The following is a 15,394-nucleotide window of genomic DNA, read 5'->3' on the forward strand; positions in this document are numbered from 1 at the left end:
TACCGCGCCGGGCGGCCCCCTTCCCGCATGGGGGGCCGCCCGGCAGTGGCGCATCCCGCGCCCGGCACGTCGCACTTCCCGCACCTCCCCCCGCATACATGGCTTCGCGAGGAAGGACCCCCACCGTGCGAAGAAAGCGCATTCTGACGGCGGTGCTGGCGCTCGCCGCCGGCCTGCTCTCCGCCGGCCCGTCCGCACTGGCCGCCGACGCGAGCCCGAAGGCGACGCTCGCGGCAGAGTCGTACACCTGGAAGAACGCCCGGATCGACGGCGGCGGCTTCGTCCCGGGCATCGTCTTCAACCGCAAGGAGAAGAACCTCGCCTACGCCCGCACCGACATCGGCGGCGCCTACCGCTGGCAGGAGTCGGGCAAGACCTGGACGCCGCTGCTGGACTCGGTCGGCTGGGCGCAGTGGGGCCACACCGGCGTGGTGAGCCTGGCCTCGGACCCGGTCGATGCGAACAAGGTGTACGCGGCGGTCGGCACGTACACCAACAGCTGGGATCCGACCAACGGCGCCGTGCTGCGCTCCGGCGACCGGGGCGCCAGCTGGCAGAAGACGGACCTCCCGTTCAAGCTGGGCGGGAACATGCCCGGCCGGGGCATGGGCGAGCGGCTCGCCGTCGACCCCAACCGCAACAGCGTGCTGTACCTCGGCGCTCCGAGCGGCAAGGGGCTGTGGCGGTCGACGGACTCGGGGGTCACCTGGTCGCAGGTGACCAACTTCCCCAATGTCGGCAACTACGTACAGGATCCCAGCGACACCAGCGGGTACGCCAGCGACAACCAGGGGATCGTCTGGGTCACCTTCGACGAGTCGACGGGCACGTCCGGTACGGCGACGAAGACGATCTACGTCGGCGTCGCGGACAAGGACAACGCGGTGTACCGGTCGACGGACGCGGGAGCGACCTGGTCGCGGCTGGCCGGACAGCCTACGGGGTATCTGGCGCACAAGGGTGTACTGGATACCGTCAACGGCTATCTGTACATCGCATACAGCGACAAGGGCGGTCCGTACGACGGCGGCAAGGGCCGGCTGATGAGGTACGCGACGGCGACCGGGACCTGGACGGACATCAGCCCGGTGGCGGAGGCGGACACCTACTACGGTTTCAGCGGGCTGACGGTCGACCGGCAGAAGCCCGGCACCGTGATGGCGACCGCCTACAGTTCCTGGTGGCCCGACACCCAGATCTTCCGCTCCACGAACAGCGGCGGGACCTGGACGAAGGCGTGGGACTACACGTCGTACCCCAACCGTGCCAACCGGTTCACGATGGACGTCTCCTCGTCGCCGTGGCTGACCTGGGGAGCGAACCCGTCGCCGCCGGAGCAGACGCCCAAACTCGGGTGGATGACCGAGGCGTTGGAGATCGACCCGTTCAACTCCGCCCGCATGATGTACGGGACGGGCGCGACGATCTACGGCACGGAGAACCTCACCAACTGGGACAGCGGCAGCCAGTTCACCGTCAAGCCGATGGTGCAGGGGCTGGAGGAGACGGCGGTCAACGACCTCGCCTCTCCGCCGACGGGCGCGCCGCTGCTCAGCGCGCTCGGTGACGTCGGCGGTTTCCGGCACACGGATCTGACGAAGGTGCCGTCGATGATGTTCACCTCCCCGAACTTCACCACGACGACCAGCCTGGACTTCGCGGAGACGACCCCGAACACGGTGGTCCGGGTCGGCGACCTGGACTCGGGCCCGCACGTGGCGTTCTCGACGGACAACGGGGCCAACTGGTTCGCCGGGACGGACCCTTCGGGGGTCAGCGGCGGCGGGACGGTGGCCGCGGCGGCGGACGGCAGCCGGTTCGTGTGGAGCCCGGCCGGCACCGGGGTGCAGTACACGACCGGTTTCGGTACGTCGTGGCAGGCCACGAGCGGGATTCCCGCCGGCGCGATCGTCGAGTCGGACCGGGTGGACCCCAAGACCTTCTACGGCTTCAAGTCCGGCAAGTTCTACGTCAGTACGGACGGCGGGGCGTCCTTCAGCGCGTCGTCGGCGGCGGGACTGCCCAGTGGGGACAGCGTGCGTTTCAAGGCGCTGCCCGGAACCAAGGGCGATGTGTGGCTGGCCGGCGGGGCGAGCGACGGGGCCTACGGGCTGTGGCACTCCACCGATTCCGGCGCGACGTTCACCAAACTGTCGAACGTCGAACAGGCCGACACGATCGGCTTCGGGAAGGCGGCGACCGGTGCGTCGTACCAGACGCTCTACACCAGCGCGAAGATCGCCGGTGTGCGCGGGATCTTCCGTTCGACCGACAAGGGCGTGTCCTGGACCCGCATCAACGACGATGCCCACCAATGGGGTTGGACGGGTGGCGCGATCACCGGTGACCCGCGGGTCTACGGCCGGGTGTACGTGTCGACGAACGGCCGGGGGGTCATCTACGGCGACACCTCCGACACGAGCGGCGGCGGAGGCGGGGGCGGCGGAGGTGGAGGCGGAGGTACGGATCCCGCCCCGACCGGCGCCTGCGCGGTGACGTACACGATCACCACCCAGTGGTCCGGCGGCTTCCAGGCGGACGTGAAGCTCGCCAACACGGGCACCGCCGCGTGGTCCGGCTGGAGCCTCGCCTGGTCCTTCCCCAACGGCCAGACGGTCTCCCAGCTCTGGAACGCCGACTACACCCAGTCCGGGGCGGCGGTGACCGCGAAGAACATCACCTGGAACGCCAATGTGGCGGCGGGCACCTCAGTGAGCTTCGGCTTCACGGGCAGCTGGACCGGCACGAACGCGAAACCGACGGCGTTCAAGCTGGGGGACCAGAGCTGCACGGTGGTGTGAGGCCGGCACACGCCAACCGGATGATGTCGTTCAGCGCCAGGGCCCGGTTTCCGCTCATACGATCGATCCCGCCTTCGCTCCGGAGGCAGGAGAGTGGGGAGGGGAACATGGGAGTGTCCAGACGTGCCCTGCTGGTCTCTTCGGGCTCGGCGGCGGCGGGCGCGGCACTCGCGTCCGCCGGCGCGGCCCGGGCCGAGGAGGGCCAAGTCGTCGAACAGGCTGACGAGTCGACCGAGACGTGGGGGAACAACGTCCCGTTCCACGGGGTCACCCCGCCGGGCCCGGACGAGGGGTACGTCACCGTGAACTTCACCATCGACCTGATGCCCGGTTCGACGGCGCAGGACGTCACCGCGCTGGACGTCGCCGACGCCATCAACGCGCTGCTCACGTCCCGTGGTTGGCCCGCCATCCAGTTCTACGGGAACGTGCCCCGGGCCCTGAACTGATCCACCGTGCGGCCGTGTGTCCGTACGGAGGCCCCGGCCGTGGTCGGACGCTGTTGGTAAATCCGCCCCGCTGGATCTCATCCAGCGGGGCGGAGTGCTGCGAAGGGTGAGACTCGTGTGCGGGCAAGGGGCCGGCCGGTGAGCCAGGCGTCGAGTCGTGCCAGGTTGATCGCAGCGCCGGTGAAGTGGTGTTGCAGCCGGGTCTTGGCAAGCCCGCGGTAGCGGGATCTGCGCAGGCCGAACGCCTGGACGCCTTGGGAGATCGTGCCCTCGACGCCGGCGCGGTGTCCGTAGCGACGGCGCCAGTGGTCGGTGTCCTGCTCGCTGCGGGCCTGCCGGAGGATCTCGTGTTCGGCCTTCGGCCGCAGGGTCAGGTTGCGGCCGGTTTCGGCGGTGGTGCAGGAGGTCCGCAGTTCGCAGGGTCCGCAGTGGCGTTCGGCGAAGCGGACGCGGGTGACCGGGGTGCCGTACTGGCTCCGGGCGTCTCGCCACTGGACGCTGGTGTGGCCGCCGGGGCAGACGGCCTGGCGCTGGTCCCAGTCGACGGTGAAACGGGTGCTGTCGAAGAAGCCGCCTGCCGTCTGTTGCCGGATGGTGTTCTTCCCGACCGGTCCGACGAGGTTGATGCCGTGATCGCGACGGGCGTGGTGGATCTGCTCGGCATCGACGTATCCGGCGTCCACCAGGTGTTCGTCCGGCACCAGCCCGCGGCCGGCCAGAGCGGTGTGGATGTCCTCCAGGGCGGCGTCGTCCCTCACCGGCGCCGTGGTGGTGTGGATGTGGGTGATCAGGTGCGGGGCGTCGGGCTCGCAGGTCTCGCTGAGATGGACCTTGTAGCCGGACCAGCCCAGATCCCGCTTCGCGCCGGTCCTGGCCTCGGGCTCGTGCGGGGTGCGTAAGCGGATCAGGCCAGGCGGTGTGTTCTTCGGCTCGCGCCAGCGCACGACGCCGTCGACCTGGTGGAACTGCTGCACCCATGTCTGACGCAGGAACTCCACCGCGGGCAGGTCACGCAGGGCGGGCGGAGCCTGGGGCGATCGGATGGCGCGCAGCAGCACCATCCCGTCGGCTCCGCACTGGTCGCCGTGCTCGACACGGGCAGCCCACCGAGAGGGGAAACGGGTGTCCTCCGGCCGGGCGGAGTAGCGGTCGAACCACTGCGGCGCCGCCATCGTCACCAGCCACTCCCCGGCCACCTCGGCGACCTGGTTCAGTGCCGCCCGCAGTGTCTCGACCACGAACTCCAGCCGGTTCAGATCCCTCGTCGCGGCCAGTACGTGGGTGGCGTCCGTGCGCTGGCGCTTGCCCGCCTTGACCAGGCCGGCCTCACCGGCCGCCCGCAGCACCGCATCGAACACGGCCCCGCCCGCGTCGCCCTCGATGAGCCGCGCACGGAACTCACTGAGCACCGAGAAGTCGAAGCCCGTGTCGGTCAGCTCCAGCGACAGGGCGTACTTCCAGTCCAGCCTCGAGCGCACCGCGTGCGCGGCCTGCCGGTCGGTCAGCCCCTCCGCGAACTGCAACACCGACACCAGCGCCAGCCTGGCCGGCGACACCACCGGTCGCCCCCGCACCGGGAACAGCTCCTCGAAGTCGGCATCGGCGAAGACCGGCCCGAGCGCATCCCGCACCCGCATCGCCAGACACCCCTTCGGGAACACCGCGCGAGCCACCCGCGCCGTCTCCTCAGGAATCTCCGCAAGATCCACCCCACGCAACGACACGAACCCACCCCAGAAACACGACGACGGCCTGCACAACCCCAACGGGGTCATGCAGGCCGTCGTCACTCAGGCCCCCGCATTTACCAACAGCGTCCGTGGTCGGACGGGGCCTCCGCGCGGTCCGGTCAGGAGGTCACGGGGTGTACACCGTCGGCCGGGGTGCCGTCGCCATGCCGTCGCCGATGAAGAAGCAGGGGTGCGGGGGCTGGTTGTATGCAGTGTTCTGCCAGGCCAGGCCGGTGCGGTACATCGTGTCGTGCAGGAGGGTCGTGATGCGCGTCGCGGTCTCGTACGGGGTCGAGTAGATCCGCAGGGCGGTGTTGTCGGTGGTGGGCCAGACGACCTCCTCGCGCCAGTCGCCGAGGATGTCCCCGGACAGCGACGGGGTCGCCTTGGTGCTGTTGTTGGAGTGGACGCCGGAGCCGGTCAGCAGGCGGGTGTCGGAGGTCGTGCCGTACTTGTCGATGTGGGTGCCGTCGAGGAGTTCACGGGTGGTGTCGGCGTCCCACCAGGACAGGAAGTTGACGGAGGACGGTTCGCGGCCCTTCGTCGCGCCCGCCTCGTCACGGATCGAGGAGTCGGAGGCCGACCACGCCTCCGCGCCGTCGTTGCCCGCCCAGATGTCGCCCGCGACACCTCGGCCGTTGTCGCAGCAGGCGGCCAGCCGCCAGTCGATCGTGCCGTCGGCCGGATCGATGTACAGCTCGGCGGGCTGACTGCTCGACTCCGAGACCTTGAAGTACTCCAGGCCCGCGTGGGACGGGTCGAGGTCGCCGAGGTGCTGGGCGTCGCCGTGGCCCGTCCTCGTCGTCCACAGGCCGCTGCCGTTGTCGTCGACCGCCATCGCCCCGTAGACGATCTCGTCCTTGCCGTCGCCGTCGACGTCACCGACGGAGAGGCTGTGCGAGCCCTGCCCGTCGTAGCCCTTGCCGCTGTTGACGGAGGAGTTGGTGTCGAAGGTCCAGCGGCGGGTGAAGGCGCCGTTGCGCCAGTCCCAGGCGGCGATCACGGTGCGGGTGTAGTAGCCGCGCGCCATGATCAGGGAGGGGCGGGCGCCGTCGAGGTACCCCGTCCCCGCGAGGAAGCGGTCGACGCGGTTGCCGTAGGAGTCGCCCCAGGACGAGACCGTGCCGCGGGCCGGGACGTAGTCGACGCTCTGCATCGCCCTGCCCGTCTGCCCGTGGAACATGGTCAGGTACTCGGGGCCGGACAGGACGTAGCCGCTGGAGTTGCGGTGGTCGGCCGAGGAGCTGCCGATCACGCTGCCGGTGCCGTCGACCGTGCCGTCGGCGGTCTTCATCGCGACCTCGGCCTTGCCGTCGCCGTCGTAGTCGTACACCTGGAACTGCGTGTAGTGGGCGCCGGAACGGATGTTGCGGCCGAGGTCGACCCGCCACAGCCGCGTGCCGTCCAGTCGTATGCCGTCGACGATCGTGTTGCCGGTGTATCCCGACTGCGAGTTGTCCTTGGCGTTGGTCGGCTGCCACTTCAGGACGAAGTCCAGAGCGCCGTCGCCGTCGAGGTCGCCGACGGAGGCGTCGTTCGCCTCGTAGGTGTACGCGACGCCGTCGGGGGTGGTGCCGCCGGCCGGCGGGGTGATCGGGACGTCCTTGTAGCCGGTGCGGAACTGGATCGCGCGGACCGAGTCGGCCTGTTCGACACCCCCCACGATCGCCCGGACCGTGTAGTCGGCCTGGGCGGGGGCGCCGGAGTGGAAGTAGTTGGTGGAGCCGGTGATCGGGGACGCGTTGACCTTGGTGCCGGCCCGGTAGACGTTGAAGGAGACGTTGTCGGGATCGGTCCCCAGCCAGCGCCAGCCGACCAGGTTGCCGGTGTCGGTGTGGACGCTGACCACGCCCCGGTCGAGAGCCTCGACCTGCCGGGCTGTGGCCGCCGCGGCGGTGCCGGTGCCGAGCGCGGTCAGACCGGCGGCGACCAGGGCCACGGCGGCTGTCGTCGCCGAGAGGAGAGCTAGGCGTCTGCGGTGCCTGCGCGGGTGCTGCACGGGACGAACCTCCAGGAAGGACGGACGGGTTCCGCCTCTCAGTCGCCGTGGGGTCCGGGCTCGTTGCCGTGTGTTTCGGCCACTTCGACGGCCGGATCACGGCCGGTTGGGGCGTGTTCGACGGGGCCGCAGAGTTCAGCCGTCCGAGCCCGGCTCCGGCAGCGCGCGCGGTGGTTTACGGAAGGCGCGCAGGGTGAACTCCGGTTCGGGCCGCGGGCGTTCCTGGTCGGGCAAGGCGGCGAGGCGGGCGGCGAACTCGTCGGCCAGCGGGTCTCCGGGCGGCAGGGTGACGAACCAGCCGCGTCTGAGGTCCGCGATCGCCCGGCGCGGGCTGCGGCCCTGCCCCCGGCCCGCGAAACGGGCCTGCCCGGCGGGGACCAGGCCGCAGTCGGCGGCGTACGACTCGACGAGCGCCGCGGCGTCCGAGGCGGGTCGGCGGGGGCGGGACGAGAGGACGCCGTCGATGTCGCTGCCCACGTTGTGCGAGGCGCCCTTGTCGACGGTGGTGACGTACACCCCGCCCGGCCGCAGCACCCGGGCGCACTCGGCGACGATCCTGCGCACGTCCCCGGGGTCCTCGACGAGGTGCAGCAGCCACACACTGCTCACCGCGTCGAACCGGCCGTCGGGGAAGGGCAGTCGACGGCTGTCCGCGCGGACGATCGCGCCGGGCAGCCGGGCCCCCGCGTGCCGGGCCATCTCGGGAGACAGATCGACGCCGGTCACCCGAGGGGCGCCGGGACCTGCGGCCAGCCGGCGGGTGACGATGCCCGTGCCGCAGGCGACGTCCAGCAGACTGCGGGCTCCGGGCGGCAGCAGGCCGAGGACGGCCTCCGCAGCGGCGGCCGCGCGGGGTTCGCCGCCGCGGGAGGCGTCGTAGCGTTCGGCTTCCTGGTCGTAGTCCAGCACGCGCTCCCCCGTCCGCCCGTCGGGCTGTATGCGATGTGCGGTGTTCGACGTGTGATGTGCGGTGCGCGGGACACTGTATGCGGATGGCCGCATACAGTCGGCCGTATGTCGTCTCTCGCATACTGTCGACCGGATGCCGCCCACATCGGCACCGCATAGGGGCGACCAGCGACCGGATCCTGTCCGCAGGGGTTCGCAGATTGCATACCGTTGCCCGCCCCCGACGGTCTCACTCCGCCCCGTGCACCCCCGCCGCCGTCTCCACCCGCCGCGCCAGCTCGAAGTCCAGCGCGGTGACGGCCCCGCCGACGCTGTGGGTGTTCACCGCCAGGGAGACCGTCCGGTAGCCGAGGGTCAGGTCCGAGTGGTGGTCCAGTTCGTCCTGGATCCGCGCCACGTGGACGACGAGGGCCGTCGCGGCGAAATGGGAGGCCAGGCGGTAGGAGCGGGTGAGGCGGTCGCCCTCCACGGCCCAGCCGGGCAGTTCGGACAGGCGGTCCTCGATCTCCTTCTGGGAGAGCGGTTCCACAGCCACGGGGAGACTCCGTTCGTGGGGGGCGCGTACGCGTCCAGCCTGCCACAGCGCGACGGCGGCGGCCCTGGTCAGGGGACTAAGGTTGCTCCGCATGACGACCACCGGGACGGACACCGCCGAGGACATCACCGAGGACCTGGTCCGCGCTCTGCTGCGCGAGCAGTACCCCCGCCTGGCGGATCGGCCCCTGAGACTCGGGGCGCGCGGCTGGGACAACCAGGTGTGGCGGCTCGGGGAGGACCTCGCCGTCCGGCTGCCGTGGGCGACGCCGACCGCGGACGCGCTGCTGCGCAAGGAGCACGCCTGGCTGCCCCTCCTCGCCCCTGGCCTTCCGCTCCGGGTCCCCGTCCCGCAGCACCTGGGAGAGCCCTCCGCACGGTTTCCGCGGCCCTGGCTCGTCACCACATGGGTCCCGGGCGAGCCCGCCGACCACGCGCCCGCCATCCGTGCCGCGGAGTCGGCCGACGCCCTGGCCGCCTTCCTGACCGCCCTGCACCGCCCCGCCCCCGCCGCGGCGCCCGCGGGCCGGGACCGCGGGGGCCCGCTGGCCGACACCGCCGGACACTTCGCCCGGGGGCTCGACTCGGCCACCGGGCTGGGGCTGATCCCCGATCCGGAGGCCGTCCGCGCGGTCTGGGAGGACGCCGCCGCCGCGCCGGAGTGGACCGGGCCGCGGCTCTGGCTCCACGGCGATCTGCACCCGGCGAACGTCCTCACCTCGGACGGCGCCTTCTGCGGGGTGATCGACTTCGGCGACCTCTTCGCCGGCGACCCGGCCTTCGACCTCGCCGCCGCCTGGCTGCTGCTGCCGGACGGCGCCGTCGACCGCTTCCACGCGGCCTACGCGCCCGTCCCGGACGCCGCGACCCTGCGCCGCGCCCGCGGCTGGGCCGTGCTGCGCGCCCTCGCGCTCCTGCACATCGGCGACGCGGGCGTCCACGGCCGCCCCGGCGGCAAACCCACCTGGGGTCCGCCCGCCCGGGCCTCGCTGCGGCGCCTCACCGCAGCGGTCCGTCCCTGACCGTCGCGGTGAGGCGCCGGGTGGGCGTGAGGCCCGGTCGTCGACCCCCTCTCGCCCGCGCCCCCGCACGGGCCGCGTCGACTACGGTCGTACGTATGGCCATTGTCGCGCCCCGTACGAACGCCGCGTCCGCCGCTCCCGCCGAGCCGGGGGTGGGTCCGCTGCTGCGGGCCTGGCGCGAGCGGCGGCGGGTCAGTCAGCTGGAGCTGGCGCTGCGGGCGGGTTCCTCGGCGCGGCACATCAGTTTCGTGGAGACGGGCCGCTCCCGGCCCAGCGAGGAGATGGTGCTGCGGCTGGCGGAGCATCTGGAGGTGCCGGTCAGGGAGCGCAACGCGCTGCTGCTGGCGGCGGGTTACGCCCCGCACTACCCGGAGACCCCGCTCGACGACCCGGCGCTGGACGGGCTGCGGGCCGGTCTGGAGCGGCTCATCCAGGGCTACGAGCCGTATCCGGCGCTGGTGGTGGACGCCAGGTACGACGTCGTGGCGGCCAACCGGGGCATCGCGATGCTGCTGGAGGGGCTGCCGGAGTCGCTGCTCGCGCCGCCGCTGAACGCGATGCGGCTGACGCTGCATCCGTCCGGTCTGGCGCCGCGCATCCGTAATCTTCCCGAGTGGCGGGGCCATCTCCTCGCCCAGATGGAGCGTCAGATCGCCCTGCACCGTTCGGCTCCGCTGCGGGCGCTGTACGAGGAGGTCGCCGCCTATCCGGTGCCGCCGGAGAGGGGGTGTCCGGCTGCCGGACCCCCGGAGCCCGTACCGTACTTCGCGCTGCCGATGCAGATCGAGCACGCGGGGCGGACCCTGTCGTTCATCTCGTCGATCTCCACGTTCAACACGCCGATGGACGTGACCGTCGCCGAGCTGGCCGTCGAGACGCTGCTCCCGGCCGATCCGGCGACGGTCAAGTACCTGCATTCACTGATGGGTTGAGGCCTTCAGGGCGAAGTGCTGGAGTGCGGCGAAGCCGGCCACCGTCAGGGCCTGGAGCACGGTCCACACCGTGCCCGCCGCGGTCGGCGACAGCCACAGGGCGAGGGCGAGGCAACTGAGCACGCTCCAGGCGAGGTTGGCCTCCACCACCGCCCGCACCGGCAGGGCTGCCGGCCGGGCCCGTGAGGCCAGGACGCCGACGGCGACCGCGTAGCCGGTGAGGAACGCGCCGAGGGCGAGGAGCAGCGGGGAGTCGACGCCGAGGAGGCGGCCGAGGGGGCCGGACACGGCGAGGTAGGCGAGGCCGTTCACGCCGGTGACGACGGCGTCCGCGGCCAGGAAACGGCGCAGGGCGGTGTACGGCTCGGCGGTGCGGGCGAGCGCGGTGAGCGGGGCGGGCTGGGCTGCGGACATGGCGAATCACCCTCCGTCGAGGTCGGATCAGCTGGGGGCTCGGTCGTCCCGGGCGGGTTCCGGGCCGGAGTGCGCCGGCCCGGAACCCGGTGACTCAACGATCCCGCCCGGAAGGGGACGAGTCGATTACCCGGGACGTCATGGACGGCCGACCGCGGGTACGTCGGGTGCCACGCGTGGCGAGGACCTCATGCCGCACCCGTGAGACTGCGGCTGGAACATGACACACTGACCCGCGTGCCTCGACACGTAGGGGAGACGTGGCGTGAGTGAACGGCGGCCCGCGCCCACGGTGGGTCAGGTGGTGCTCGGCAGACGGCTTCAGGAGCTGCGCGAGGCGGCTGGTCTCGGCCGTGAGGAGGCGGCCCGCGCGCTGCGGGTGGCTCCGGCGACCGTACGGCGCATGGAGACGGCCGAGGTCGCGCTGAAGATCCCGTACGTGCAGGTGCTGTTGGACGCGTACGGCGTGTCCGCGGACGAGGCCGAGGCGTTCGTCCGGCTCGCCGAGGACGCGAACCTCCCCGGCTGGTGGCAGCGTTTCCACGACGTGCTGCCGGAGTGGTTCAGTCTCTACGTCAGTCTGGAGGGCGCGGCCCGGCTGATCCGTAGCTACGAACCGCACTTCGTACCGGGCCTGTTGCAGACGGAGCGGTACGCGCGTGCCGTACTGGAGGCCGGCACCGTCGGGCGGACCACGCCGGACGCGATCGAACGGCATGTGTCGCTGCGGATGGCCCGGCAGCGGCTGCTGGACGGCCCGAACCCGCCGCATCTGTGGGCGGTGCTGGACGAGACGGTGCTGCGCCGCCCGGTGTGCGAGGACCCCTCCGTCATGCGGGAACAGCTGGACAAGCTCCTGGAGTTGACCGAGCGGGACCGGATCACCGTGCAGATCGCCGAGTTCGCCGACGGCCCGCATCCGGGGACGGCCGCGCCCTTCTCGCTGTTCCGATTCGCCGAGCCCGAACTGCCCGACATGGTCGTCACCGAGTATCTGACGGGTGCGCTGTATCTCGACTCGCGGGGGGAGGTCTCCGCGCACCTGGAGGTACTCGACCATCTGACGACGCATGCCGCGTCCGCCCAGGAGACCCGGGGGCTCCTGGAGGACCTCCGCGAGACCCTCTGAGCGGCGTCTGGCCGCCCTGTCCGCCCTGTCCGCCCCGCGCGAGGAGAAGAGCCCATATGACGACCGGACCCGAGGACCGGAAGGCGCCCGCCCGTATCGATACCAGCAGACCGCATCCGGCGCGTGTCTACGACTGGTGGCTGGGCGGCAAGGACAACTACCCGGTGGACGAGGAGCTGGCCCGGAAGATCCTCGCCGTGGACGGCACGGTGCTGCGCGGGGCGCGCGGCAACCGGCGTTTCATGCAGCGGGCCGTGCGCGCCGCCGCCGAGGCGGGGATACGGCAGTTCCTGGACATCGGCACGGGTATCCCCACCGAGCCGAACCTGCACCAGATCGCCCAGGGCGTGGCGCCGGAGGCGCGGGTGGTGTACGCGGACAACGATCCGATCGTGCTGCGGCACGCCGAGGCCCTGCTGCGCGGTACCCCCGAGGGCTCCACCGAGTACGTGCACGCCGATGTGCGTGACCTGCCGGCGCTGCTGGAGCGGGCGGCGGGCTCCCTCGACCTCGACCGGCCGGTGGCGCTGTCCCTGGTGGCGCTGACGCACTACCTCGACGACGGCGCCTACGACCTCGTACGGGAGTACGTGGCGCGGCTCGCGCCGGGCAGCTGGCTGATCCTCTCGCAGGTGACCGCGGACCTCAGCCCGGAGGCCATCGAGAAGGCGGCGAACCACTTCCGGCGCAGCGGCACCCCGTTCTTCCCGCGCTCCCTGACCGAGTTCGCGCGTTTCTTCGAGGGGCTGGAGCTGCTCGGCCCCGGTCTCATCCCGGTCTCGGGCTGGCGGCCGGAGCCGGAGGACGTGGCGGCGCAGGCGGAGGGCATCGTGCCGGTGTACGCGGGGGTCGCCCGCAAGGCGTGAGCGGGGCAGGCCAGGGGCGTGCGGGGGGCGTGCCCGGCTGTCCCGGGCACGCCCCCCGCACGCGCCGGCTGCGGCTGCGGCTGCGGCTGCGGTGTCAGGCTCCCCTCGCCTGGTCGGTGTCGTCGTCGACGATCTCCGCGTCGACGACGGTCTCGTCGTCGGTCGCCCGATCGGTGTCGTGGCCGGTGTCGTGGTCCGCCGTGGGGGTGGCGGTCGGCGGCTGCTGGGCCTGGGCGTACATGGCCTGGCCCATCTTCTGGCTGACGGTGGCCAGGTGGTCGAGGCCGGTCCGCAGCGCGGCGGTGTCGGCCTGCTGCTGCAGCAGGTCCTTCAGGCCGGTGACCGCCGAGGAGACCTCCTGCCTGGTCTCGGCGGGGATCCGCTCCTCGTTCTCGCGGAGGAACTTCTCGGTCTGGTAGACGAGTTGCTCGGCCTGGTTGCGGGTCTCGGCGGCCTCGCGGCGGGCGCGGTCCTCGTCGGCGTACTGCTCGGCCTCGCGCATCATGCGGTCGATGTCGTCCTTGGGGAGCGCCGAGCCGCCGGTGACGGTCATCTTCTGTTCGCGGCCGGTGGCGAGGTCCTTGGCGAAGACGTGCATGATCCCGTTGGCGTCGATGTCGAAGGCGACCTCGATCTGCGGCACCCCGCGCGGGGCGGGCGGCAGGCCGGTGAGGTCGAAGACGCCGAGCTTCTTGTTGTAGGCGGCGATCTCGCGTTCGCCCTGGTAGACCTGGATGCCGACGGAGGGCTGGTTGTCGGCGGCGGTGGTGAAGATCTCCGAACGGCGGGTGGGGATCGTGGTGTTGCGTTCGATGAGCTTGGTCATGATGCCGCCCTTGGTCTCGATGCCGAGGGACAGCGGGGTGACGTCGAGGAGGAGGACGTCCTTGACGTCGCCGCGGATCACCCCGGCCTGGAGGGCGGCGCCGACGGCGACGACCTCGTCGGGGTTGACGCCCTTGTGCGGGTCCTTGCCGGTCAGCTCGCGCACCAGCTCGGTGACCGCGGGCATCCGGGTGGAGCCGCCGACCAGGATGACGTGGTCGATCGCGGACAGCTTGACCTTGGCGTCCTTGACGGCCTGGTGGAAGGGCGTACGACAGCGGTCGAGCAGGTCGGCGGTGAGCTCCTGGAACTGAGCGCGGGTCAGTTTCTCGTCGAGGTGCAGGGGGCCTTCGGCGGAGGCGGTGATGTAGGGGAGGTTGATGGTGGTCTCGGAGGACGAGGACAGTTCGATCTTCGCCTTCTCGGCTCCCTCGCGCAGCCGTTGCACCGCCATCCGGTCGGCGCCGAGGTCGATGCCGTACTGCCCCTTGAACTTCTTCACGAGGTGCTCGACGATCCGCTGGTCCCAGTCGTCGCCGCCGAGCAGGGTGTCGCCGTTGGTGGCCTTGACCTCGATGACGCCGTCGCCGATCTCCAGGAGGGAGACGTCGAAGGTGCCGCCGCCGAGGTCGAAGACGAGGACCGTCTGTTCCTGGCTGCGGTCGAGGCCGTAGGCGAGGGCGGCGGCGGTCGGCTCGTTGATGATCCGCAGCACCTTCAGGCCGGCGATCTCCCCGGCTTCCTTGGTGGCCTGCCGCTGGGAGTCGTCGAAGTAGGCGGGGACGGTGATCACGGCGTCGGTGACGTCCTCGCCGAGGTGGGCCTCGGCGTCCCGCTTGAGTTTCTGCAGGACGCGGGCGGAGAGTTCCTGGGCGCGGTAGCGGGTGCCGTCGACGTCGCCGTGTTCGGGGAAGCGCCAGTGGGCGTCGCCCATGTGGCGTTTGACGGAGCGGGCGGTGCGGTCGACGTTGGTGACGGCCTGCCGTTTGGCGACCTCGCCGACGAGTACCTCGCCGTTCTTGGCGAAGGCGACGACGGACGGGGTGGTCCGTGCGCCCTCCGCGTTGGCGATGACTGTGGGGTCGCCGCCCTCCAGGACGGCCACCACCGAGTTCGTGGTGCCGAGATCGATGCCGACCGGACGTCCCATCGTCGTCCCCTTCCGCCAGGGAGCCACCCGTGCCACCGGACTTCCAGCACAAATCGTGCGCGGGATTCTGTCAATGGGGCATGGGGGTGCAGGGGGGGACGCCCTCCGCGGCGGGCGTCCCGGCGGTCGGGGCCGGGGCGCGCGGCACCGGCCGGTACGCGGGGTGCGGACCGGCCGGTGGGCGTGGGTGTCGGGTCAGGCGAGCTTGGCCGACAGGGTGATCGTGGTGCCGGTGAGGGCCTGGCTGACGGGGCAGTTCTTCTTGGCGTCCTCGGCGGCGGCGGCGAACGCGTCGTCGTCGATGCCGGGGACCGTGCCCTCGACGGTGAGGTGGATGCCGGTGATGCCCTCACCCGGCTGGAAGGTGACGTCGGCCGAGGTGACGAGCTTGGTGGGCGGGGTGCCCGCCCCGGCCAGCCCGTGCGAGAGGGCCATGGAGAAGCAGCTGGAGTGGGCGGCGGCGATCAGCTCCTCGGGGCTGGTCTTGCCGTTCGCCTGCTCGGCGCGCGACGGCCACGACACCGGCTGCTGACCGATGCCGGAGGAGTCGAAGGTGACGACGCCGTTGCCCTCGAGCAGGTTGCCTTCCCAGACGGTGTGAGCGGAGCGCGTGGTGGCCACGGTTGTTCCTTTC

13 protein-coding genes are annotated in these 15,394 nt (G+C 71.6%); 6 read left to right on the forward strand and 7 right to left on the reverse strand.

Annotated features, from left to right (window positions below; genetic code table 11):
• Positions 1 to 125 precede the first annotated feature (125 nt).
• Both U5640_RS06050 and U5640_RS06055 read left to right on the forward strand, forming a co-directional pair.
• On the forward strand, positions 126 to 2,801 hold the full coding sequence (locus tag U5640_RS06050; protein WP_340374755.1) for a cellulose binding domain-containing protein: 2,676 nt from the start codon (positions 126 to 128) through the stop codon (positions 2,799 to 2,801).
• 107 nt (positions 2,802 to 2,908) lie between these two features.
• On the forward strand, positions 2,909 to 3,250 hold the full coding sequence (locus U5640_RS06055) for a hypothetical protein (RefSeq protein ID WP_340374756.1): 342 nt from the start codon (positions 2,909 to 2,911) through the stop codon (positions 3,248 to 3,250).
• A gap of 77 nt (positions 3,251 to 3,327) precedes the next feature.
• On the opposite strand, the gene U5640_RS06060 is transcribed toward U5640_RS06055, so the two are convergent.
• The 4 genes from U5640_RS06060 to U5640_RS06075 form a co-directional block, all read right to left on the reverse strand.
• The gene (locus U5640_RS06060) at positions 3,328 to 4,974 is read right to left on the reverse strand and encodes an IS1182 family transposase (RefSeq protein ID WP_340374757.1); all 1,647 of its coding nucleotides are present in this window, start codon (positions 4,972 to 4,974) and stop codon (positions 3,328 to 3,330) included.
• A 133-nt stretch (positions 4,975 to 5,107) separates the two neighbouring features.
• The gene (locus tag U5640_RS06065; protein WP_340374758.1) at positions 5,108 to 6,979 is read right to left on the reverse strand and encodes a rhamnogalacturonan lyase; all 1,872 of its coding nucleotides are present in this window, start codon (positions 6,977 to 6,979) and stop codon (positions 5,108 to 5,110) included.
• 135 nt (positions 6,980 to 7,114) lie between these two features.
• Positions 7,115 to 7,888 (reverse strand): class I SAM-dependent methyltransferase, encoded by a 774-nt coding sequence (locus tag U5640_RS06070; RefSeq protein ID WP_340374759.1) that lies wholly within the window; start codon positions 7,886 to 7,888, stop codon positions 7,115 to 7,117.
• 229 nt (positions 7,889 to 8,117) lie between these two features.
• Positions 8,118 to 8,423: a 4a-hydroxytetrahydrobiopterin dehydratase gene (locus U5640_RS06075; RefSeq protein ID WP_340374760.1), complete on the reverse strand. Its 306-nt coding sequence runs from the start codon at positions 8,421 to 8,423 to the stop codon at positions 8,118 to 8,120.
• Positions 8,424 to 8,514: 91 nt separating this feature from the next.
• On the opposite strand from U5640_RS06075, the gene U5640_RS06080 reads away from it, so the two are divergent.
• Positions 8,515 to 9,444 (forward strand): aminoglycoside phosphotransferase family protein, encoded by a 930-nt coding sequence (locus U5640_RS06080; RefSeq protein ID WP_340374761.1) that lies wholly within the window; start codon positions 8,515 to 8,517, stop codon positions 9,442 to 9,444.
• A gap of 95 nt (positions 9,445 to 9,539) precedes the next feature.
• Positions 9,540 to 10,376 (forward strand): helix-turn-helix transcriptional regulator, encoded by an 837-nt coding sequence (locus tag U5640_RS06085; protein WP_340374762.1) that lies wholly within the window; start codon positions 9,540 to 9,542, stop codon positions 10,374 to 10,376.
• On the opposite strand, the gene U5640_RS06090 is transcribed toward U5640_RS06085, so the two are convergent.
• Entirely contained in the window at positions 10,362 to 10,790 is a 429-nt protein-coding gene (locus tag U5640_RS06090) for a hypothetical protein (RefSeq protein ID WP_340374763.1), read from the reverse strand. The genes U5640_RS06085 and U5640_RS06090 overlap by 15 nt on opposite strands.
• Positions 10,791 to 11,055: 265 nt before the next feature.
• Here U5640_RS06090 and U5640_RS06095 point away from each other — a divergent pair, with 265 nt between their 5' ends.
• Together U5640_RS06095 and U5640_RS06100 are read left to right on the forward strand one after the other, a co-directional pair.
• Complete coding sequence (locus U5640_RS06095; protein WP_340374764.1) at positions 11,056 to 11,919, forward strand: helix-turn-helix transcriptional regulator; 864 nt, start codon at positions 11,056 to 11,058, stop codon at positions 11,917 to 11,919.
• 56 nt (positions 11,920 to 11,975) lie between these two features.
• Positions 11,976 to 12,785, forward strand: coding sequence for an SAM-dependent methyltransferase (locus U5640_RS06100; RefSeq protein ID WP_340374765.1), 810 nt, complete (start codon positions 11,976 to 11,978; stop codon positions 12,783 to 12,785).
• Positions 12,786 to 12,879: 94 nt separating this feature from the next.
• On the opposite strand, the gene dnaK is transcribed toward U5640_RS06100, so the two are convergent.
• Entirely contained in the window at positions 12,880 to 14,760 is a 1,881-nt protein-coding gene (gene dnaK / locus U5640_RS06105) for a molecular chaperone DnaK (RefSeq protein WP_340374766.1), read from the reverse strand.
• A 195-nt stretch (positions 14,761 to 14,955) separates the two neighbouring features.
• Positions 14,956 to 15,381 (reverse strand): OsmC family peroxiredoxin, encoded by a 426-nt coding sequence (locus U5640_RS06110; RefSeq protein WP_067246010.1) that lies wholly within the window; start codon positions 15,379 to 15,381, stop codon positions 14,956 to 14,958.
• Between the last annotated feature and the right edge of the window lie 13 nt (positions 15,382 to 15,394).

Source organism: Streptomyces sp. SS7, from assembly GCF_037993025.1.
Classification (GTDB): Bacteria; Actinomycetota; Actinomycetes; order Streptomycetales; family Streptomycetaceae; genus Streptomyces.